Annotated in this window: 19 protein-coding genes and 1 pseudogene; 6 read left to right on the plus strand and 14 right to left on the minus strand. The window is 56.8% G+C overall.

The window, feature by feature from the left end; all coding sequences use genetic code 11:
- A complete protein-coding gene (locus PSUM_RS27520; protein WP_083350177.1) occupies positions 1-300 on the plus strand; it encodes a hypothetical protein in 300 nt (99 codons plus the stop codon).
- Positions 301-429: 129 nt separating this feature from the next.
- Here PSUM_RS27520 and PSUM_RS32740 read toward each other — a convergent pair whose 3' ends face one another.
- The 5 genes from PSUM_RS32740 to PSUM_RS27545 all read right to left on the minus strand — a co-directional run bounded on the left by PSUM_RS32740 (position 430) and on the right by PSUM_RS27545 (position 2822).
- Positions 430-615 carry a type II toxin-antitoxin system prevent-host-death family antitoxin gene (locus PSUM_RS32740; RefSeq protein ID WP_083349485.1) on the minus strand — a complete coding sequence of 62 codons (186 nt, stop codon included), beginning with the start codon at positions 613-615 and terminating at the stop codon, positions 430-432.
- A gap of 50 nt (positions 616-665) precedes the next feature.
- Positions 666-1022, minus strand: a complete 357-nt coding sequence (locus PSUM_RS27530) for a hypothetical protein (RefSeq protein WP_083349486.1) — start codon at positions 1020-1022, stop codon at positions 666-668.
- A gap of 49 nt (positions 1023-1071) precedes the next feature.
- Positions 1072-1476: a DUF6957 family protein gene (locus tag PSUM_RS27535; RefSeq protein WP_083349487.1), complete on the minus strand. Its 405-nt coding sequence runs from the start codon at positions 1474-1476 to the stop codon at positions 1072-1074.
- A gap of 110 nt (positions 1477-1586) precedes the next feature.
- A complete protein-coding gene (locus tag PSUM_RS27540; protein WP_083349488.1) occupies positions 1587-2315 on the minus strand; it encodes a metallophosphoesterase family protein in 729 nt (242 codons plus the stop codon).
- Positions 2316-2318: 3 nt separating this feature from the next.
- Entirely contained in the window at positions 2319-2822 is a 504-nt protein-coding gene (locus tag PSUM_RS27545; protein ID WP_083349489.1) for a hypothetical protein, read from the minus strand.
- Positions 2823-3071: 249 nt separating this feature from the next.
- On the opposite strand from PSUM_RS27545, the gene PSUM_RS27550 reads away from it, so the two are divergent.
- Positions 3072-3566 (plus strand): helix-turn-helix domain-containing protein, encoded by a 495-nt coding sequence (locus PSUM_RS27550; protein WP_141195523.1) that lies wholly within the window; start codon positions 3072-3074, stop codon positions 3564-3566.
- A 195-nt stretch (positions 3567-3761) separates the two neighbouring features.
- Here PSUM_RS27550 and gmtX read toward each other — a convergent pair whose 3' ends face one another.
- Genes gmtX through gmtY form a run of 3 tightly spaced genes read right to left on the minus strand, consistent with a single transcriptional unit; the run spans position 3762 to position 9387 of the window.
- Positions 3762-4358: a gamma-mobile-trio protein GmtX gene (gene gmtX / locus PSUM_RS27555; protein ID WP_083349490.1), complete on the minus strand. Its 597-nt coding sequence runs from the start codon at positions 4356-4358 to the stop codon at positions 3762-3764.
- Positions 4355-7948 carry a gamma-mobile-trio integrase GmtZ gene (gene gmtZ, locus PSUM_RS27560; protein WP_141195524.1) on the minus strand — a complete coding sequence of 1198 codons (3594 nt, stop codon included), beginning with the start codon at positions 7946-7948 and terminating at the stop codon, positions 4355-4357. The genes gmtX and gmtZ overlap by 4 nt, the downstream gene beginning before the upstream one ends.
- Before the next feature lie 56 nt (positions 7949-8004).
- The gene (gene gmtY / locus PSUM_RS27565; protein ID WP_083349492.1) at positions 8005-9387 is read right to left on the minus strand and encodes a gamma-mobile-trio recombinase GmtY; all 1383 of its coding nucleotides are present in this window, start codon (positions 9385-9387) and stop codon (positions 8005-8007) included.
- A 152-nt stretch (positions 9388-9539) separates the two neighbouring features.
- On the opposite strand from gmtY, the pseudogene greB reads away from it, so the two are divergent.
- Positions 9540-9869, plus strand: a pseudogene (greB, locus tag PSUM_RS27570) (transcription elongation factor GreB); the annotation flags it as partial.
- Between the two features lie 14 nt (positions 9870-9883).
- Here greB and PSUM_RS27575 read toward each other — a convergent pair.
- From PSUM_RS27575 to PSUM_RS27600, 6 genes are all read right to left on the minus strand, one after another.
- Positions 9884-10192 (minus strand): hypothetical protein, encoded by a 309-nt coding sequence (locus tag PSUM_RS27575; protein WP_020795467.1) that lies wholly within the window; start codon positions 10190-10192, stop codon positions 9884-9886.
- 272 nt (positions 10193-10464) lie between these two features.
- A complete protein-coding gene (locus tag PSUM_RS27580; protein ID WP_083349494.1) occupies positions 10465-11436 on the minus strand; it encodes an XdhC family protein in 972 nt (323 codons plus the stop codon).
- A gap of 1 nt (position 11437) precedes the next feature.
- Positions 11438-12673, minus strand: a complete 1236-nt coding sequence (locus PSUM_RS27585) for a c-type cytochrome (protein ID WP_020795469.1) — start codon at positions 12671-12673, stop codon at positions 11438-11440.
- Between the two features lie 2 nt (positions 12674-12675).
- Positions 12676-13215: a (2Fe-2S)-binding protein gene (locus PSUM_RS27590; RefSeq protein ID WP_020795470.1), complete on the minus strand. Its 540-nt coding sequence runs from the start codon at positions 13213-13215 to the stop codon at positions 12676-12678.
- Positions 13208-16039 carry a xanthine dehydrogenase family protein molybdopterin-binding subunit gene (locus PSUM_RS27595; protein ID WP_020795471.1) on the minus strand — a complete coding sequence of 944 codons (2832 nt, stop codon included), beginning with the start codon at positions 16037-16039 and terminating at the stop codon, positions 13208-13210. The genes PSUM_RS27590 and PSUM_RS27595 overlap by 8 nt, the downstream gene beginning before the upstream one ends.
- Positions 16040-16214: 175 nt before the next feature.
- On the minus strand, positions 16215-17156 hold the full coding sequence (locus tag PSUM_RS27600) for a LysR family transcriptional regulator (RefSeq protein WP_020795472.1): 942 nt from the start codon (positions 17154-17156) through the stop codon (positions 16215-16217).
- A gap of 124 nt (positions 17157-17280) precedes the next feature.
- Here PSUM_RS27600 and PSUM_RS27605 point away from each other — a divergent pair, with 124 nt between their 5' ends.
- Genes PSUM_RS27605 through PSUM_RS27615 form a run of 3 tightly spaced genes read left to right on the plus strand, consistent with a single transcriptional unit; the run spans position 17281 to position 20593 of the window.
- Positions 17281-18576, plus strand: a complete 1296-nt coding sequence (locus tag PSUM_RS27605; RefSeq protein ID WP_020795473.1) for an MFS transporter — start codon at positions 17281-17283, stop codon at positions 18574-18576.
- 17 nt (positions 18577-18593) lie between these two features.
- Positions 18594-19778 (plus strand): L-rhamnonate dehydratase, encoded by a 1185-nt coding sequence (gene rhmD / locus PSUM_RS27610; RefSeq protein WP_083349495.1) that lies wholly within the window; start codon positions 18594-18596, stop codon positions 19776-19778.
- Positions 19779-19792: 14 nt separating this feature from the next.
- Positions 19793-20593, plus strand: a complete 801-nt coding sequence (locus tag PSUM_RS27615; protein WP_020795475.1) for an HpcH/HpaI aldolase family protein — start codon at positions 19793-19795, stop codon at positions 20591-20593.
- Positions 20594-20609: the final 16 nt, after the last annotated feature.

Here is a 20609-nt window from a genome sequence, read left to right on the forward strand (position 1 = left end):
TTGAACACACCTAATGCGCATGCCGATTTCAACACCCTGATCAACGCACCGAAATTTTCCGACGACCCAGTTGGGCACTGGCAGAAAAAGCGGTGGCAGCTCATCGCTGAAGACATCATCAAAAGCACATCTAAAGAGGCGCTGCTTGAAGCAAGAGGCCGAGCCGAAGGCTACATTCATGGTCTTGTGGACGCGGGACACTTGTCGACGAGAGACACCGAGCGCGACTATCTAGTCTTGAGCATCGTGCAACGACGGCGTGAGTTTTTGCAGCGGTTGCTGAACGAGTACGGCTATTGAGCCAAGGCGGGCTGTGTTCCCTACGACGGCAAAAATGAGCATCACAGAATAGAGGCAGTTTGAAGCGCTCCGCACGGCTAACTCGGAGTGCTCCTGATTAAAACCGTAAGAGGCCTAGCAAGCGATTTTTCAGAGGTTTGACAGAACGCGGAGGCGGAGCTCGCCCTGGATAGCATTCCACTCTTCGATCGAGATCAGCACAGCGCTCCTTCGCTCACCATCGATGAAAATCGGTTTACGAGTCGTGATCACCTGATCGAGTAACTCGTCAAAGTGGGTTGCTGCTTGAGCAACTGACCATCGTTCTTCCGCCATGTGACTGGTTGGCCCTTTTCGAGAGGAAAAAGCGGACGTCTCACCATCATTTAGAAATGGTCGGCGGATTCGAGAAGCTTCAGAAAACTCGCTCTGCCGAGGCCCCGCTTGAAGCTAGCGATGACGTAATTACCGTCCTGAGTTTCGAGTAGCCAAAACCGCCCTTCTTTCCTCGCCGACTGAATTTTACCTGTGCGGACGATGGAACCATCACCTCTGTAGTAGGCATCATCTTTATCAGAGTGATCGAATGAAATCCCTACGCATGTGTCATCCGAAATAAAAGCGTCGCTGATGAATGCCGTGACAGGCACCGTGTATTTGCGAAGGCTTGCTCGCACCAAACGGCTCAGCTGAAAATCGCTGAAATCTTTACTATGAAACTCCAGCTCAATTACTTCAGGCATCCAATCCAAGCTCCAAAACGACTCTGTATAAATTGTCGGCGAGCATCGCTCACCCTACTTTCATCGAAAAAGCAGCACCAATGCTAGCCTCTTTTTTCAATCCGGATCCCAAGAGGAGGTAGACGGTATTGTTGGTTTCAAACATACAGCCTTCAGTGAAAGAGACACCGAAATTGCTACGAACCCACATACTCGGCTGGAAGCGGCCCTTGCTGTCTAGGGCTATCTCATGAGCAAAAAGCGTCGCGGGAAGTAGACCAAGCCCGCTTAGCTTTTCTTTCTCATCAGGGTTAACCGTAAGGTCGATCAGGATCCACTGTTTCACCACGCAGAATGCTTTGCCTGGGAATGTCTTTGCTGCCAATGCAATCAGCTCGTCTTGGGTTCCTTGCCAGCCAGCCACCTCTTCGCCGGCGCCGTAAAGGAGCTGGGAAATCTCTTCTAACGTAACCATGTGAATTTCTCGATCGATGTAGGTTTAGATCGCACAAATGGAATTCATCCCAGCGCCACAACGTAGGGAAATACTCAGATTGCTTAGGTTTATCGCTGAATCGCAGCTCATCAAATCTCGAGCAAAAAATCCTGATCAAACCCGGTGTCTTCATTCGGATATCCGCGAGGATTTGACACAACTCGGCATCCTCCTATAACGAAATCCGTTGCGATGTGGGTATGTCCATAAATCCACAGATCGGCCTTCTCTAGAAGCTCGGGCCAATTGTTTGCGTACGCAGCAATGAGGTGGGTTGGAAAATCCCCACTTACGTATTCCGACGTAGGAGCATGGTGCGTGACGACAACAGTTTTACCGGCGAAGGGCCTGTTCAATTCTCCAGTAAGCCAGGCGTACGCCACCTGTGATTTAGCGATCAAGTCATCAGGACGCAAACGTCGGAAATTTTCATCGGTTCTGATCACGGTGAAATCGTTCATCCAGTCCCAAGCGACTCGTTTCGCGGCAACGACATCTCCGGTCGACGAGTAATCTGTCCATGCAGTCGTGACCAAAAACCTAGTTTGGTTGATGATCAATACTTCGTTTTCGAGGACGTGCACGTGAGCAGCAGCCGCCTCTTTCATTTTTCGCAGCGTGTGATCAATGTGGCCGCCGTAGTACTCATGGTTTCCGCAGACGTAGATCACCGGGCACTGGAATGTGTCGTTCGCCCAAACCACTCCGCGCGATTTGATATCAATGTCACCAGCGAGAATGACTACGTCCGCTTCGCTTGGGGCGGGCTTGAATCGAGCGAAGCCGAGGTGCAGATCTGAATAGATTTGGAGCTTCATTGATTAACCTTCTGCCGTTGTAGTGGCAGAGCGATTCGGGGTCTGATAGCTGGTGCAATGGAAATGCTTTCCGGCAGCAGTCATGGCGTCGTAGATCGTTCGAATATTTCTGAGCAAGCCTGCGTCGATCACGCCGGGCGAGCTGCTATAGATTGTTCCACTATCGACTTTATGAAGCAGTACGCACTCACCGTTTCTGTCGTAGCCGACGATTGCACTGATCAACTTTTCCATACGTTCTAAAGGACTCCCATTCATGCAAGGGGAAGTCACAACCTGAACCACCTCAATCTTGTGCTCTGGGCTCCGCTGCGTGAGTAGGTGTGTCAGCATCGAAGGGTCTGATGGCATCAATTTTTTGAACCGAGCCCTTGCTCCTTCACAAATACGAAAGCGTACGTGATACCAAAAATCTTCCGAGTCTCGCTCGACCATCCGCCAAGCCGTGCGGCCAGGCCCGGGAAATCCCGGTAGGCCGACCATGCAATACTCATCTGAAATAAACATGGTGCAGGTTTCCTCGTTTGCGGTGCTGTAGTTCGAAAGGCGGCGCGCCAAGTCGCAAGCAACCTCTTTCAGCGATAATTCCTATAAATTGACAAATCTGGACTAAACCGCTGCTGACGACGGAGCCCAACCTTCGGCTCGAGTGCAGTGCGGCCGTAGCCACTCACCTGCAATTCACAATGACGCACTATATTGCATGGATAGGAATTGATCAATGTGGCCTTATCCTTCCCTTTACGGGAAGCACCCATGCCTTCGCGATCAACGCTGGCAGCGATCCTACGCTCGATCAGAACTGCTCGAGGTCTGTCTCAAGAGCAACTAGGTGGCGCGGTGGAAGCGCGGCATTTGCACAATGTCGAGCACGCGAAGACCAACATCACACTCGACATGCTCGAGCGCATCAGCGCGCGACTGGATGTCGACCCCATTGCTTTATTGGCGATGGCATCCATTTACGAGCGCCAAGAATCCTTCACTTCGTTCAATGCCCGTCTGCTGGCAGAGATGAAAAAGCTTGAAGCGCTAGGGGTTCTCGCTGGTTTACCGAGCCATTTTGAAGGCGGTGATTTAGTAACAGGTAAAGCCGGCAAGCGACCGATACCGGTAGAGAGAGTTCAGGCCGTGCTTGCCTGCAAAGCTGAAGGAATGACGCAGAAGCAGACATCTTTGAAACTAGGGATGGCTGCTTCAACCGTTCATAAAATTTGGCATTCAGATTCTGGATCCGCCGCCAGTCATTGAATCTATGTACCTCGCGGCTTAGCTCTAGCTGTGGCTTCCACAGCCGTGAGGACGAAAATCCGAAGTGCAAAGTCATAGCTACGCGTGGTTCAAGACAGCTGGACAGAATGGGCACGGCTCCTTTATGAATCGGTGCTCCACTCTCTTTGACAACCGCCCTAGGTTCTATGCGCACTGAGCCTACATCATGCGAAATCAGTGATGCTTCAGGATCTTTGTCAACGCATCCAGCGTTCCCGGTTTGAACACAACTTTCCCTTGCTCATCGACCACTGTCCCCTTACCGCCGACCTTGAGATGCCAAGCTGTGAGGAAGTCTTCTGACATCAGATGCTCTATCGCACGACGCTCCACAGGCGTAAGTCGATACTCCGACTGACTACCGACTCTGTCGTCGATACGAATCTCCATCCCGGGCGGTATAAGCTCCTTATTCAGGCGTTCCGCTTCCGCGAGCTTGGAGAGTGTGATGTTCGCCATGAGTCGCAGTCTTGGGTCTTCAATTTCATCTACCCAAGCATCAGCAGACTTCGCCTTTGGTACACGCTTGCGCACGCCTTTACTACCTTCAAAACACTTGATCAGCGTCCGGTAATTATCACCGGTCTTGTTCCGGATGCTTTGTACCTTCGGAACGCCCCGCCCAGCCCCTAGCCGAGCAATGGTGGCAAAGGAAAAGTCTGCCACTTTCCGTTCGACTTGCTCCTGGCACACAGCGAACACAGCATCAAGAGTCTCCTGCTGCCGTGGCGCCTTTTCCTTTAAATGGGCCAACATCTCTTCAGGTGTCACACCATCACCTCTCTCAAATCCAACAGTCGTGGAGTCTTCGAAGCCAACAGCCCGATAAACTCATCGTTCGTAATCCTCTCGTCATCACCCAAGTCTTCCAGCAGAACCTGTCCTGCTACCACTTGGTCGACGCGATCCCAAGTCTTCAACCGCTGCAGCAAGAACTTCGCCACCTGGTTCCCCACCACCAATTGTTCCTTTTCACTCAGGCTGCACATCGCTGGCCGAATCCTGTTGATCAGGGACATGTTGTCAATCATCTGTGACCTACGGGGTGCTGCGAAGTCAGCAGAGGCGGACTGGAAAATACTGGCATTGACGCAGACTTCATTCAGTTGCTGGAACAACGACGTTTGTTCAATCTCGACTTTGAATTCGTTCTGATCATGCACAACAAGCTGTACCTGGCCATCGCGTCCACTGTCCTGTTCAGCAATCATCGCTTTGCATTCATTGATCTGCTTAGTCAGCATCTGCATGTCGCACAGAAACATGTCCATTTTTTTGGCCACACTCTCCTTCTCAGACTGCAACTTGCCCTTCTCGAGTTCAATGCGGTCGCGCACGCTTTCGTCAAAGAAGCCACCGATCTGCTCCATGTCGTACTCAAGATCGTCTTGCTCCGCGATTTTTTCATCGCAGCCTTCGATTTCCTTCTCGAAGTCAAAATAGTGCTCCGACAGAAAATTGAGGCGAAGGGAAATTTCATTCCATAGCGAAAGCAAGCCGCCAAGGAACATCGGCCCCGTAATGAAGTGCCTGCAACGAATGCAGTTCTGCATTCCAAGATAGCCCGCCGGAGTCGCATGCCATACCTGCGTCGCACCTACAGCTGGCCCGCCGTCATCGCAACGCGACGCTGCATAAGGACATAATCCGTAGTCACGAACCAAGGTACTGCCAGCGTTCCCCGCTCGCAGCGCCATCAACGCTTGCTCACTGTTGGCGACCATTTGATGAGTCAGCTCATCAAGCCTATTTTGCGCGAGCATGTCCTGCGTCGCATAAGCCTGTTCCCTCAACGCCAGTTTTTCCCCCTCATCCATTCGACGACGTAGGACGGCAGCTCCCACCTTCACGTAGTAGATACTCATGACAATCGACGCATGCCCAGCCAGCTTCATGATCACCTCAATCGGAAGACCGAAGTCCATCACATAGGCAGTAATCAGGCTGACACGCATGCTATGCGGTGTGTACTTGGAATCGTAACGGGACAACGTGCTGTAGCTTCCCCCCTGAACAAAGGTGGCCAAAGTCATCTTTTTTGGCTGGGTAAAGTACAGTGCTGCAGCCAACCGCTCAGCGAGACGCGCGGAGTAAGCAGGCGGCTCCTCCTCCTTGAAAGACCTGAACAGAAAACAGTTAGCCCCCTTACGCTTGAGCTGCACCTCGTTTAGATTCGTTCGCCTGCATTCCAACCACGGCATGGCACGCTTGATAGGGTTGTACTTTTCTTGCCACTTACGCAGCTTGATCATCCAGTAAACCAGCTTCTCAGGCACCCAAGGAACGTCGTATCCCTTGCCCATAAAGCTGGTCTTGTTGGAAGTGAAATGCATGCCCCAGGCGTCATCGTCGCAGCGTTGAATAAACGCATGCTTGTTTTTACGTTTGGCTAGCGGGTTTTTATTCTTAACCCATACAATCTTGTCGCCTTCGATATCAGCAATGTACTCGTCGGACTCACCAGAGTCGTTGTAGGCAATCTGGCGTCCACGCGCAGGAATTGAAACAAGTGCATAGGCATGCATCCAGTATCCCGGATACCACAACAGGAACTTGTCGCCTTGCGTTTTAAAAACACAATCCGGGTCAGAGCGATCAATTAAACTTTCATCTACTTCAAAATAGTCGGCATCAAACTGGTGAATTCCTGCCAACTCAGAAAAAGTGGTAGCGCTTTCAGAAACCATCCACTTCTTCATTGTATCAACATACTGAAATGCTAATGCAGGCTTTGTCGACTCGCTAGGCCCAGGTGTACCATCCCCCTTATACTCCAACGTTGCGAATGGGTTACTCGCGCCATCTACCCTGACCAACTCACCCGTGTCCTCATCCTCAATAGTGAGTTCTTTTTTCAACACTGAATCCAGATAGGCATTGACGGCCAGCAAGAGAGACCTGCCAATTTGCCTATTCGCCTGACTTTCCATCAGCGCTTTAAAAGGTTTGATATCTGTACTTTTTCTTGTCAGAAAATCTCGAGGTGTTCTGCCCAAATCATAGGGCTCTATAAAATGACGTATAAACCGGCAAATATTCGTCTCCTTGCCCGGTTGAGCTTTCACACTTTTCAACCAGTTCTGGACACTTGGGATCCAACCTACACCACAACCTTTAATGAACTCAAACGTATAGGGCTCTGGCTTATCCAAAAATACATGCCAATTCTTCCACTCCGGATAAACCTCTTCAGGGCTACTGGGCATTCTCGGATCTTTGAGCGTTGCCATTAGCTCCTTATACTCTCTGATCGTCGTACAATCGTGCGACCTGACGAGCTCCTGAAGTTCCTCGTAATTGTAGTGGCGCGCAATATTGCACAGATCGTACCAGTCGACCCACTCTTCAGCAAACATCCGATCCGGATGCGCCGGCAACATAGGATATTTCGAACGAATATTTCTATATCCTGTACTATTCTTAGTGCCGATGATCTTCACTGCACAGCGGACGTCATCCAAACAGTTGTAATTGTCAGGTAAAAGAAAAGTGTTCCAACCCGGAAAATCCTTGTATTTAGCAGTAGGATATTTGGGCAACCGGTCATCAGCCGAACAGCCGTCTTGATACTCAGTACTGGTGGTAAATCGATAAGGCGCAGCCACAGCCTTGGCTTCCTGCCAAGTTGAGCATCTTTTAAGATAAGGGCTAACCCCAAATGCCTCAGGCCAACTGATCCAATCTTTTTTGTAAACCTCATGGGGATTTCCGGGAAGCTTGAGGTCTTCTTTGTAACGGGCTTTGTATTCAACTTGACCAGTAATATTCAGATTACGTACAGCCCCCACAAATTCTTCATAGGTATCATACTTGCCTTTACCAGTCCTTGGAGAATTGTCGACTTTCAAAAAAAATGCCCACCCCTTCCACTCGTCTGAGTAGTGATACTCGGGACTTTTTTGAAGTAATGGATCTTGGTGATAACGCGCTTTGTAATCAGTCCTACTTTTCATTGCCAAGCGCACGGCGGCCTCAGAAGCTTCCGCCATCGTGGCATATCGGTCTGACTTAGTCTGGCCGCTGTACTCGGCAAACCCTCGATATGCTTCGCCGTACTGGCGAATTGGGCTGCAAGGGAGTTGTGGATCCTCTTTGTAACGGCTTTTATATTCTGGCCAAGTTTTTATACCAAGTTTAATAACTGCGTCTCTGGCTTCGTCAAAGGTCAAATAGATTCGTAAACCACCTTTATAATCAACCCACCCCTTATACTCACCCTTGTAAGTTTTGGCCGGGTTACTCGGAAGCCCTGGATACTGTTTATATATTTCCAAGTAATCTTCATAGGACGCAATGCCCATTTTCGAGACAATCGCTGAAGCTTCTGTATAACTTAGAAATTTATTAGTATTCTTTACCACACCACACTCACTCTCGCCAGGATACGCCACAACTTTTAAAGCTTATTTTTACTGATTTATTTTTTATACTTTAAAAATCTATCTTTAATTTTCTCAGCATGCTCAAAGCTAGCCCTTGACTCCTCATCCGTTTGGTTGATATAGACCAAACATGAATCCGGATGTTTTTGATGCAAAGCTTTCTGAATCTCGATTTGCGATAAACCATAAGCGTGCAATCGAAACCCATAGGCATGCCGATGGCCATGCTCCGTAGTACCCAACTGCTTTTCATGCTCCAGACCGATCCGATTTACCGCACTCTTATGCTGCCGCGTAAAATTTTTCAGGGTCTCAGGCTCACCTTTGCTATTGGTAAAGGCGTAGGGATGTTCCGCACCTACAGGCGCATTGACTCGCTGATACGCCAAGTAGTGCTCGAAGGTATGCAGAAATTCTTTTGCCATCGAAACGGGCGAAAACTGCACCTGAAAATACTTTTGAGTGGCGTCATTCAATAAAGGGGCTTTCCAACCCGCATGCAGTGCTTCAGATCTCGGATAATCAGTTCTAGGTTTTAATCGATACCGGCGCGCTAGGAACTCTCTCCTAGAGCCATATCGTTCGTCAGGAGACGCCCCAAATGAGGGGTGGTAAATCCTGACAACCGCCTCACCTCGTTTTTTGTCGGCAATGATGTCCTGCAGGTAAAGCTGGAACGCCTCACTTTTTCTGATACCCCCATAGTGCATCAGTAAGGTTAGCGCTCGCCCTTTGTAATCGATGAAGGCGTGCTTACCGGCATCAGGGTTTTCACTACGGCGCACCCAACCATTGACCAATAGGTTGTGGATCTCATTCTCTGGAAAACGCTTAATCACGCGCCCACTTGACTTCGGTGTCCTGCTCGTCCGAATACCTCGAACCAATTCGTTCCTCCTGGCCGCCTCATCGGGATCGCTCAAGTGAGATAGGAAGACGCCGGCCTCCTTGTTGTAATAGGCGCACCAATTCAACCTCTCCTCTGCAGAGTTCGCCTTGCGGAAAGGATTCGCGCGTTTGGTGTGGTACTCCGGACGCTCAGCCAACCAATCCGTGTATTTGGTCAGGTGGTACAAAAGCGTGCGGAAGTCATCGGGCTTTCGAGGTACCCAGTACAGGCCACTCGGGTCGTTCAAGGTCTCGGAGTTGATCGTCCCAAATTCAATCGCTTGAGCGAAGGCAGCCAACAGCTCTCTCGTCTCCTCGAACCTGCCCGCATTCGCATTGAGGTACTGGATCAGAATCCTCACCGCGAACCCGCTCCTTTCCCTCCACGACGCACTCTTAGTTGGCTCGCTTGCCAGATATCTCAGGTGCGAGATCAACACCCCCCCCTGCGTCAGCACACCGGGCAGCTGGATCTCACGCCCCGTATCGTCGTTTCGATACCGAACCTTCACTTTGGTTACGTAAGCCATCGTCTTCCATCCCCAGCGTCTCTCACGCGGTCATAGTATTTAGTATTTATTATGTGGATATTACGTATAGCCTACGGTGGAGAAATGCAGAAAGCCACCCCCCTTTTGAGAGGGACTCGGGGGAAATAGTATGTATTTGGTAGGAGTGCTAATACACCTATGGCAAGAAAATGCTGCGCGAAATCGACAGTCGCGTGCGCTTCCTGACCAAACGCCTGGAAGCCCTCAAGGTCGTCAGCGAAAAGCCCAGCGATCCGAACAAAGTTTATTTTGGCGCTTGGGTCACGATTGAAGACGAGGATGGCAAGCAATCACGCTATCGCATCGTCGGACCGGATGAACTGGACCTGAAACAGGGCTTGATCAGCATCGACTCGCCCTTGGCCCGCGCCCTGATCGGCAAGGCCCTGGACGCCGAAGTACGGGTCCAGACACCGACGGGTGAGCAGTGTGTGTACATCGTCGAGATCGACTATCCCTGAGGCTTCAACGGGCCTCAGCGACGGGTAATCAGCCCTTGCCGGGCGACGCGGGTCAGTTGCCTGATCATTTCCGGGGCGTCTTCGACGCTTGGCGACTGAATCACTGCCAGGTCAAAACTGTCCGCGGCAAAGCGCGCCAGGGATTCACCGTCTTCGACAAACTGGATCAGGAAAGCTGCTGGCCCACCGGTACGACGTGGCCAACCATCGAGATAACGCAGGAGCGTCGGCTGATGTTTACCGCCAAGCAGGATTTTTGGATTGCGCTGGGTGAGATGTGCCGTGATCGGCGCGGGACGTACAACAGGGCTTAGTGCATTCATCGAGTCGTGTCTCAGCCTCAAAAAGTCTGCATGGCAGGTGAGAGGCAACACCGAACCAGCGCTTTAGCGGTATTTCGAAGCCTGCTTCAAGCTTCTGTCGGTAACTCAATGAGTTACCTGGCGCCCCGCAAGTAGCTGTTTAAATCGGCGCATGGGCAGCATCCTAGAGAAGCTGACCGGACAGTGTCAAGAATGACGCACAACAAAAAAGGCTCGTCCAATCAAGCGACGAGCCTCCTTTCGAACAAGCCTTAGCCCTGACAGGGACTGCATCACAGCCGATCGCGAGGGATCCCGCTGCGAATTCGCAGGATATCGGCAAGTACCGCCAGGGCGATTTCCGCCGGGGTCTTGCTGCCCAGGTTCAGCCCGATGGGCGCATGGATCCGCGCCAGTTGCGCTTCACCCAGCCCACCAATGCGCCGCAAGCGCTCGAAGCGCTTTTGCGAAGTCTGCAGTGATCCCATCACGCCGATGTAGAACGCGTCGGTACGCACCGCTTCCATCATCGCCAGGTCATCGATGCGCGGATCGTGGGTCAGCGCCACCACCGCCGTGTCGCTGTGGCAGCCCCCGTCGGCGATGAACACCGAGGGCAATTGACGACGAATCTCCACGTTATCCAGCACCACGCCTTCCAGCACTTCGTCCCGCGGATCGCAAAGAATCACCTCGAAGCCCAGGCCCACGGCGAACTCCGCGCAGGCCTGCGCGACACTGGAGTACCCGGCCAGCAACAGGCGCTGTGCCGCGCCGATGCGCAGCCTGACGCGATCAATCTCGCGCTCGACGCGCACACCCTGCTCGCGATCATCGAACAGACTGCGCACGCCGCTGGCCAGGTCGACTTCACGGATCAGCCGGCGCCGGCCCAATAGCGCCGACTCCAGCTCCCGCAGATGCGCCTGCACCTCACAGACAGGCTCAAGCTTTTCCACCAGCACATCGAGCACTCCACCGCAGGGCAGGCTGACCCGCGAGCGCGGGTCATCGCCTTCGCCGTAGCGCACGACGCTGACCGCTTGCTCGAATGCACCTTCGGCGACGCGTTCGAGGAAGTCCTCCTCGACACACCCACCGGACAGCGATCCGATCCACTGCCCGTCAGCATTCACCGCCAGCAACGAACCCGGCGCTCGAGGCGCCGAGCCGTAGGTGGCCAGTACGCTGCACAGCCACACACGCTGTCCGGCCGCCGACCATGCCAGCGCGCGCCGCACTACCTGCAGATCCAGATGCTGCATGTCAGTGCGCCTTGTGCTCGAGCGGCGGCGCGTCAGCCCGCAGCTTCTGCACATCGTTCAAGGCCAGGTCACCCGGTTGACCGCCCCACGCCTGGCGCAGGTAGTTCAACAGGTCCGCAAGCTGCTCGTCGGTGAGCTTTTGCGCGAAACCGGGCATGGGTTGCATGTGTTCGAAGCCGGCGAATTTCTGCTCGCCGATGCCATCGTCGATCACCCGAACCAGGTTGCGCGGATCTTCCAGGCGCAGGGTGGTATTGCCGCGCATGGCGACGGCAATATGCGGTTTGCCTTCGCCACCCGGCGCGTGGCAACCGGCACAGACGTTCAGGTAGTCCTGCCGACCGCGCTGTGCGCTGGCACTGAGCTGGTCCAGCGGGACGTCGGTCAAGACTTTCGCCGCTGGCGGCTGGTCGCCGAGGAGGAAGGTTGCCATCGCCGCCAGGTCCGGATCGCTGAGGCCCTGGGTACTGTTGTGGAACACCGGGAACATCTCGTTGAACATGGTGCCCTGGGCGCTCATGCCGTGCTTGAGGAACGAGCTCAGGTCCTGGTGATTCCAGCCACGGGCCGCCAGGTCAGTGGCCAAGAGACTTGGCGCCAGGTAGCCGTTGAGAATACCGCCGGTCATGCGTTTATCCTGCTGCATCGCACCCGGCAGACCGCGTGGGGTGTGGCATTCGCCACAGTGACCGAGCACGTCGACCATGTACTGGCCGCGCTTCCAGGCTTCGCTTTTGCCTTCGGTCGGAGCCAGCTTCACGTCCTTGCCGTACATCATGTTCCAGCCCATCAGGCCCAGGCGCACGTTGAACGGAAAACTCAGGCTTGTGACCGGCGCGGCGCGCTCAATCGGCTCGACGGTTTTCAGGTAGGCGTGGATCGCGTCGGAATCCTCACGCGGCACCAGGTGATACGAGGTGTAGGGCATCGCCGGGTACAGGTTGGCGCCATCACGTCGCTTGCCTTCGGTGAGCGCCGCGAAGAATTCATCATCGCTGTACAAGCCGATGCCGTGCTCTTTGCTCGGGGTGATGTTGGTGCCGTAGATCGTACCGAACGGCGAGACGATCGGCAGGCCGCCTGCATAGGGCGCGCCACCCGGTGCGGTGTGGCAAGCCATGCAGTCAGCCGCGCGGGCGAGGTATTCGCCGCGCTTGACCTGATCATCCGCCTGCGCCAGCAACACGGGCGCAGCCAGGCCGACCGCCAGGGTCAGGCGGGTAAGTAATTGCTTCATGCTTAGCCCTCCTTGACCAGGCCGAGATCGGTCAGCACGTTGCGCGTGGCGCTGTAGTAGCGCACGTATCCGGTGCAACGGCAGATGTGATGACCGAGGCTGTCCTCGATGACTTTTTCCAGCTGGCTCTTGACGATCGGCTGACGCTGCAGCTTTTCCACCAGCACCGTCGCGGCATTCACGAAACCTGGCGCGCAGTAACTGCACTGGAAGGCGAACTCATCGACGAAGCGCTGCTGGATCGGGTTCAACTCGGTGACCTTGCCCTCGTCGTCACGGGTGGCATGACCTTCGATGGTCCGAACTTTCTTGCCTTCGAAATAGTGTGCGCCGGTGATGCAGGTGCGCACTTCTTCACTGGTGCCGTCGGGGTTGTCGACGATCACCACGCAGGCGTGGCAAATGCCTTGGCCGCAGCCCAGGCGCGAGCCAGTGAGGTTCTTGTACTCGTGCAGGTAGTCGATCATCGGCAGGTCATCAGGGATGTCCACCGGGCCGACGGATTGACCGTTGAGGGTCAGTTGAAGCGGACGGTTAGCCATTGAGGGCCTCCTTGATGCGTGCAGAAGTGATAGGCAGGTCGCGGACACGTTTGCCAATGGCGTGGGCCACGGCGTTGCCAATGGCACCGACCACCGGGATCATCACCACCTCGGCGATGCCCTTGGACGGATCGCTCGGCGACAGCGGCGGCAGGATCTCCGCGGTCTGTTTCCACACCGCCACGTGCCGCGCCATCGGCAAGCGGTAACGGTTGAAGTTCCAGTCGCCCTCCCCCGGTCCGCCTTCGTACAGCGGCATTTCTTCCATCAGCGCGTGGCCGATGCCCATGGCGATGCCACCTTCGACCTGGCCCTTGACCAACTCTTCCACCAGCACCCGACCGCACTCGACCCACGAGTGGTGATTGAGCACCGACACTTCGTTCGAACCCTTGTTCACCTTCACTTCCACCAGCGTCGCCACGGGGCTGTAGTAAGTCACCGCCGCGTTGTTCAACTGGGTTGGCGGATAGGCGATGTTCTGCCGATCCAGCAGATGGAAACCGGCGCTGCTCATCTGCGCTTTCTTCGCCTTCGGCGCACCGTCGCCGTACTTGACCGCCAGGCCATCGAGCGGCAAACGCTCACGCACACCGTCGATGCTGTACTCGGCCTCAGCCCAGCTCCAGCGGTTGAAGCCGTGCACCGTGGCACCGGTGACCAGGCCCCGTTCGTGGGCACGCTTGGCCAATACTGCGAACGGCAAGGGTTCCATGCCGTTGGCGGTGAGCTTGCCGTCGACCCAATGGGCGTCCTCGCGGCGCACCACGTAAGGGTTGGCCTGGCCGCCGTAGGGGCCTTGGCGCCAGATCTCCAGCGCCGCCGGCCACAGGCCGTGATTGAACAGCACGCGCGCCGCTTCACGGGTGGCGTGGCTGAAGTAATAGGCGGAGTTGGTCGCCGACGACGCCGACGCGACCTTGCCGACCCAGCGCGGGTTGCGCAGGAAGTTGTCCTGCTCGGCCTGGCTCATGATGTACGGGTTGCCGCCGCTGATCAGCTGCAATTCTTCCCATTCGGTTTCACCGGTCTTCACTTCGTGCGCCGGGCTGCCGAGGAAATCGGCCACTACCATCGCCTGCGAGGTGGACATGCCGGTACCGATTTCGATACCGATGTGGCGCAGGGTGATGCGACCGTCAACGGTGTATTCGATGCTGGCCATCGGCGCTTCGGAGCCGGTGCCGAAGTCTTTCTGGCAAATGGCGAAACCGACGCCATACCAGTGGTCCGGGTCCGCCGATTCGCGTTGTTGCTTGATCGCGTGACGGTTTTTCCAGACTTCGTTGACCGCGGCCTTGTCGAGAATCTCGTGCAGGCGCAGGGCACCGGCCGGGATCGCGCCCTGGGTGTTTTTCATGCCCGAACGCAGGGCGTTCTTGCGCCGCAGTTCAATGGCATCGACCCCGAGGCGATCGGCAATTTCATCGACCATCATTTCGGTGGCCGCCATGCTCTGCAACGTGCCGTAGCCGCGCATCGACCCGGCTTCCACCGCGCGCGAATGATAGGCGGTGACCTGCAGATCGTTCTGCGGCATGTAGTAGATCGACTGCGCCGCCGTGGCGCCTACTGCCGCTACCGACGGGCTGTAGTTGACCCGCCCGCCGCCGTCGACGCTCATCTCGGCGCGGAAGATCTTGAAGCTGTGGTCGGTCTTGTCCACCGCCAACTGATAGCGGATATCGAACGGGTGACGCTTGATGCCGCTCTGGAATTGCTCGTAGCGGTCGTTGGCCAGGCGTACCGGGACGCCGGCGCCGTACAACGCCGCCAAGGCCGCGTAGTAGACGAAAATGTTGTGGTCTTTCGAGCCGTAGCCGACGGTGTAGCCAGGGTGCATGTTCAGGTTCGCCAGGCCGAAACGCGACGGCGCGATCATCTTCGCGGTCTCGGTTGCGGTCTCCAGCGGGCACTGTGTCGCAACGACAAAGTGCAGGGTCTTGGTCGCTGGGTCGTACCAGCCGTTGCCGTTGTCCGGTTCCATCGCCGCGGGTTCGATCGACGGGGTCTTGTAGCGCTCGTCGAACACCAGCCAGTTGTCTGGCGGCGTATCGATCTGCTGCTTCATGCGGTCGGCGTAGAACAGGCCGCGCTCGGTCAGGTTGCCGTGCAGGTTGGGCTGGGAATTCCACACCGGGCGACGGTTTTTCAGCATCGGAAACAGGATCGAGTCCTTGAGGCTGGCGAATTCGTCTTCGTCCGCCGAGGTAGCGCCGCCGACGCGCACGTAGCGAAAGCTGCCGTAGGGATCGCCCTCGTAGAACGGTACCTGGGCACCGTAACGAATTGCTTTGTCATTGAACTTGAGCTGAGCCTTGGCCTGGCGGAAACGTTCGAAGTCGTTCCAGATCAGGATCGCCACCGGGTGACCGATGAACATCGGCACCTTGCCGGCCGGCAACAGGGGGTCGGGGGCGTGCTCTTCGGGGAAGACGATGCCGTCCTTGACCAGGTCGTCGGCGGTGACGATGCGATCAGGCTGCAGGTCGGCACCAAGCCACGACAGGTCATAGCCGTCATAGATACGGTCGGCCTTGATGGTTTTCAGCAGCATGGCGTGGCCTTGCTGCTGCGGCCAGCCCGGCATGTCCTTGGCACGGATGTCGCGGGCAAAGACCTTGCTGCCGCAAACCTTGGACAAGGCATCGTTACGGGCCCGCGCCTTGCCGTTGTTACCAAGCCATTGCTCGGACGGCACGGTGACGCTGTTTTCCATTAAGGCTGCCAGCGCCTGACTGCTCAGCGGTGCAAGCGTCACGCTCACACCCGCCACCAGCCCGCCCTGAAGGAACGAGCGCCGGGATATTTCACGGTTGGACATGGATCATCCTATGGGCGGTCATGGAGGCCACCCTTCTGGTTATGTTCTGGAAATCTCGAGTCGTGCAGAAGCCCCTTTTGACGATGCAAGGGGCCGTGATGACAATGCGAAGCTGACCGAAAGGTTAACTTTAAAGGTTTATTCGCTCGCGGAAAACAAAAAACTGACCAGGAAATCAAAAAACCGCGACTTTTCGACGCAGCAGATCGATGAACACCCCCAGCTCCCGACTGATGTGCTCACCCTTGCGCAGCAGCAAGCCGAACGGAGCCAGTTGCACATCGAGCTCAACCGGTAGCGCCACCACCAGGCCCATTTTCAGGTAGTCGCGTAACGCGGTCTCCGACAGGACCATGATCGCGTCGGTCAGTTGAATCAGCTGCTGCATCGAATACACCGAGCTGCATTCGATGATGTCGGCCGGCAACGGCAAGGCCAGGCGCTGCAGGGCCTGATCAAGACCAATACGCGCCGGGCTGGTTTCCGGTTGCAGGATCCACGGCCAGCCGCTGACCAGCTCCGCCATCTGCAGTTTCTTGCGCCGGGCCAACGGGTGGCCGGCATGCACCACCACCAGCAAGCGTTCGTTGCCCAGTTGTTCGAAAACGTAATGCTCGCTGTCGGTGGCGGCATTGCGCCGGGCGATGGCGAGGTCAATGCGGCCCTGCTCCAGCAATTGGATCACCTGGTCGCTGGTGTCGCCCATGATGCGAATGCGCAGCTGCGGGTTAAGCGCCTTGATCTCGGCAATCGAATCCATCACCAGGTCCGGCGCCGCGCCCATGATGGTACCGATCGAAAGATAGCCGTAACCGCCCTGTTGCCGCGCTATCAGATCCTCGGCGCAGCGGTCGAGGCCACTGAGGGCCGATTCGGCAAAGCGAACCAGCTCCTGGCCCAGCGCTGTCGGTCGCATGCCCCTGGGTAACCGCTCGAACAGGTCGCAACCGAACATGTCTTCGATTTCATGGAGCATACGGGTGGCAGCCGGTTGCGACATGTTCAGGCTTTGCGAGGCACGATGCAGGTTCTGGCTCGAATTGAGCGTCACCAGCATGTGCAGGTGCTTGTAGCGCAGGCGGTTGAGCAGACTGCGCGAGATGGTTGGCGTGGTCATGGAGGGCCTTGTTATCGATACCTTGAAGGTATCAGCTGTGAGCTAGATTCGATTTGTAACGCATCGATAAGCGGCCGTACAGTCTTCCCCATAAGAACAAATGCCCTACCAAAGGAAAACCGCGATGAAGACTCTACCCGCGCCCCTGCTCGCCAAGATTTCCTGGCGGCTGCTCCCGTTCCTCCTGCTGATGTACATCATGGCCTTCCTCGACCGCGCCAACGTCGGGTTCGCCAAGCAAGCCTTCCAGGCCGACACCAATATCAGCGACGCCGCCTTCGCCTTCGGTGCCGGGGTGTTCTTCGTCGGTTACGCGCTGCTCGAAGTGCCGAGCAACCTGATCCTGCACCGCGTCGGCGCCCGTCTGTGGATGTGCCGAATCATGGTCACCTGGGGCCTGGTCTCCGCGGCCATGGTCTTCGCTCACACTGAAACCAGCTTCTACATCCTGCGATTCCTGTTGGGCGTGGCCGAAGCCGGATTCTTCCCCGGCGTGATCCTGTACCTCACCTACTGGTTCCCCAGCGCCGTGCGCGGCAAGGCCATGGGATTTTTCTACTTCGGCGCGCCGCTGGCCTTCATCTTCGGCAGTCCGTTGTCCGGCCTGCTGCTGGAACTGGACGGCTTTGCCGGTTTCCACGGTTGGCAGTGGCTATTTGCCGTGGAAGGCCTGATGGCCACGGCGGTGGGCATCTGGGCCTACTTTTACCTGGACAATCGCCCGGCGGACGCCAAATGGTTGACCGTCGAGGAACGCCAACAAGTACAGAGCCTCCTCGACCAGGAAGACAGCCACAAACAGAACCACGGCCGCAGCCTGCTCAACGTGATCTGCCAGCCGTCGGTGCTGTACCTGTGCCTGATCTACCTGCTGATCCAGGCCAGCGTCTACGGCGTGGTGTTCTACCTGCCCACCCAGGTCGGCGGGTTGCTGGGCACCAAGGTCGGGCTGATGGTCGGGCTGGTCTCGGCGATTCCCTGGATTTGCGCACTGGTGGCGGCTTATCTGATTCCTGGCTACAGCGACCGCACCGGCGAACGCCGCCGCACTGCCAGCCTGACCCTGCTGATGGCCGCCGCCGGTATCGCCTGCTCGGTAACCTTCAGCAGTCCGTTCCTCGGCATCGTCGCCCTGTGCTTCGCCGCATCCGGTTTCATCGCCGTGCAACCGGTGTTCTGGACCTTCCCTTCCAGCTACCTCGCTGGTAGCGCCGCGGCGGCCGGGATCGCCCTGATCAACTCGTTCGGCGCCCTCGGCGGCTTCATCGCCCCGGTGCTGAAGAACTGGGCCGAAGGCGCCTTCCACTCTCCGGCAGCCGGCCTGTACCTGCTGTCCGCTACTACCGTCATCGCCGCGTTGCTGGTGCTGGGCGTGCGTTCGCCCGGCCATGAAGCTTCGAATAAACCGGCCACTGTTTAAACCTGAGGAGTCACACCATGGGCATTCCAACCATCAAACACGTACGCGCTTTCACCCTGCGAGGCGGTGGCGCGGATTATCACGATCAGGCGGACGGCCACTGGATCGACGATCACATTGCCACTCCAATGAGCAAATATCCGGAGTACCGCCAAAGCCGTCGCACCTTTGGCATCAACGTACTCGGCACCCTGGTGGTGGAGATTGAAGCCAGCGACGGCACTGTCGGTTTCGCCGTGACCACGGGCGGCGAACCGGCTGCCTACATCGTCGAGAAACACCTGGCGCGGTTCCTCGAGGGCGCGAAAGTCACCGACATCGAAAAGATCTGGGACCAGATGTACCAATCGACCCTGTATTACGGGCGCAAGGGCATCGTGATCAATACGATCTCCGGCGTCGACCTGGCGCTGTGGGACTTGCTCGGCAAGATCCGCCAGGAACCGGTGCACCAGTTGCTCGGCGGTGCGGTACGCGATGAATTGCAGTTCTACGCCACCGGCGCCCGCCCGGACCTGGCCCAGAAAATGGGCTTCATCGGCGGCAAGATGCCGTTGCACCACGGCCCGGCCGAAGGCGAGGAAGGCCTGCGCAAGAACCTCGAAGAACTGGCGACCATGCGCGAACGGGTCGGCCCGGACTTCTGGTTGATGCTCGACTGCTGGATGAGCCTGGACCTCAACTACGCCACCAAACTGGCGGTCGGCGCCCACAAACACGGCTTGAAGTGGATCGAAGAAGCCCTTCCGCCAGACGATTACTGGGGCTACGCCGCCCTGCGCAACAACGTGCCCAAAGGCATGCTGGTGACCACCGGCGAACACGAAGCAACCCGCTGGGGCTTCCGCATGCTGCTGGAGATGGGTTGCTGCGACATCATCCAGCCGGATGTCGGCTGGTGCGGCGGCCTCACCGAACTGGTGAAGATCTCGGCCCTGGCCGACGCCCACAATGCCTTGGTCATTCCCCACGGCTCGTCGGTGTACAGCTATCACTTCGTTGCCACCCGGCATAACAGCCCGTTCGCCGAATTCCTGATGATGGCGCCCAAGGCGGACGAAGTGGTGCCGATGTTCCATCCGCAATTGCTCGGCGAACCGGTACCGGTCAACGGGCGCATGCGCCTGTCGGCACTCGACCAGCCCGGATTCGGCGTGACCCTCAACCCGGAATGCCAACTGCATCGGCCGTATAGCCGCTGAGCCAGGAGTTCGTGATGAACATGCCGCACAACACTTTCAAGGCCGCACTGAAAAAAAATGCGCCCCAATATGGCATCTGGGCCGGGTTCGCCACGGGCTACGCCGCCGAGATCGTCGCCACCACCGGTTATGACTGGATGTTGATCGACGGCGAACACGCGCCGAACACCGTGCCCGGCGTACTCGCCCAGTTACAGGCTGTGGCGCCCTATGCCACCGCACCCATCGTGCGCGCCGTGAATGGCGATGCCAGCCTGATCAAGCAATTGCTGGATATCGGCGCGCAAACGCTGATGATCCCGATGGTCGAGACCGCCGAGCAAGCCCAGGCCCTGGTTCGCGCCATGCGTTATCCGCCCCACGGCATTCGTGGCGTCGGCGGTGGCCTGACCCGCGCCACGCGCTGGGACGGCGTGCCGGACTATCTGGCTACCGCCCACGAACAGCTATGCCTGATCGTGCAAGTGGAATCGCGGCTCGGCGTGGAAAACGTCGCCGCCATTGCCGCCGTCGAAGGCGTCGATGCGGTATTCATCGGGCCGGCGGATCTGTCCATTGGCTTGGGCCATGCCGGCGATCCCGGCCATCCGGACGTTCAGGAGCGCATTCAATACGCGGTCGACGCGACGCTGGCGGCCGGCAAGGCCTGCGGCATCCTCGCGCCGAATGAAGCAGACGCGCGCCGCTATCAGGACTGGGGCTGCCAGTTCATCGCCGTGGCGATCGATATCAGCCTGTTGCGCCACAGCGCCATGGCCACCCTCGCCCGTTACCGCACACCGGCTACCGAACAAGCGCCGTCGCGCACCTACTGATCAGCCCAGGAGTCGC

It is taken from the genome of Pseudomonas umsongensis, from assembly GCF_002236105.1.
Taxonomy (GTDB): Bacteria; Pseudomonadota; Gammaproteobacteria; order Pseudomonadales; family Pseudomonadaceae; genus Aquipseudomonas; species Aquipseudomonas umsongensis.

Bases quoted from the DNA above. Each gene is read 5' to 3' on its own strand.
- gmtY (WP_083349492.1), bottom strand. From the start codon at position 9,387: ATGGCTTACGTAACCAAAGTGAAGGTTCGGTATCGAAACGACGATACG.
- PSUM_RS27540 (WP_083349488.1), bottom strand. From the start codon at position 2,315: ATGAAGCTCCAAATCTATTCAGATCTGCACCTCGGCTTCGCTCGATTC.
- PSUM_RS27530 (WP_083349486.1), bottom strand. From the start codon at position 1,022: ATGCCTGAAGTAATTGAGCTGGAGTTTCATAGTAAAGATTTCAGCGAT.
- PSUM_RS27575 (WP_020795467.1), bottom strand. From the start codon at position 10,192: ATGAATGCACTAAGCCCTGTTGTACGTCCCGCGCCGATCACGGCACAT.
- PSUM_RS27535 (WP_083349487.1), bottom strand. From the start codon at position 1,476: ATGGTTACGTTAGAAGAGATTTCCCAGCTCCTTTACGGCGCCGGCGAA.
- PSUM_RS27580 (WP_083349494.1), bottom strand. From the start codon at position 11,436: ATGCAGCATCTGGATCTGCAGGTAGTGCGGCGCGCGCTGGCATGGTCG.
- PSUM_RS27585 (WP_020795469.1), bottom strand. From the start codon at position 12,673: ATGAAGCAATTACTTACCCGCCTGACCCTGGCGGTCGGCCTGGCTGCG.
- PSUM_RS27550 (WP_141195523.1), top strand. From the start codon at position 3,072: ATGCCTTCGCGATCAACGCTGGCAGCGATCCTACGCTCGATCAGAACT.
- PSUM_RS32740 (WP_083349485.1), bottom strand. From the start codon at position 615: ATGGCGGAAGAACGATGGTCAGTTGCTCAAGCAGCAACCCACTTTGAC.
- PSUM_RS27605 (WP_020795473.1), top strand. From the start codon at position 17,281: ATGAAGACTCTACCCGCGCCCCTGCTCGCCAAGATTTCCTGGCGGCTG.
- PSUM_RS27590 (WP_020795470.1), bottom strand. From the start codon at position 13,215: ATGGCTAACCGTCCGCTTCAACTGACCCTCAACGGTCAATCCGTCGGC.
- PSUM_RS27600 (WP_020795472.1), bottom strand. From the start codon at position 17,156: ATGACCACGCCAACCATCTCGCGCAGTCTGCTCAACCGCCTGCGCTAC.
- PSUM_RS27545 (WP_083349489.1), bottom strand. From the start codon at position 2,822: ATGTTTATTTCAGATGAGTATTGCATGGTCGGCCTACCGGGATTTCCC.
- PSUM_RS27615 (WP_020795475.1), top strand. From the start codon at position 19,793: ATGAACATGCCGCACAACACTTTCAAGGCCGCACTGAAAAAAAATGCG.
- PSUM_RS27595 (WP_020795471.1), bottom strand. From the start codon at position 16,039: ATGTCCAACCGTGAAATATCCCGGCGCTCGTTCCTTCAGGGCGGGCTG.
- rhmD (WP_083349495.1), top strand. From the start codon at position 18,594: ATGGGCATTCCAACCATCAAACACGTACGCGCTTTCACCCTGCGAGGC.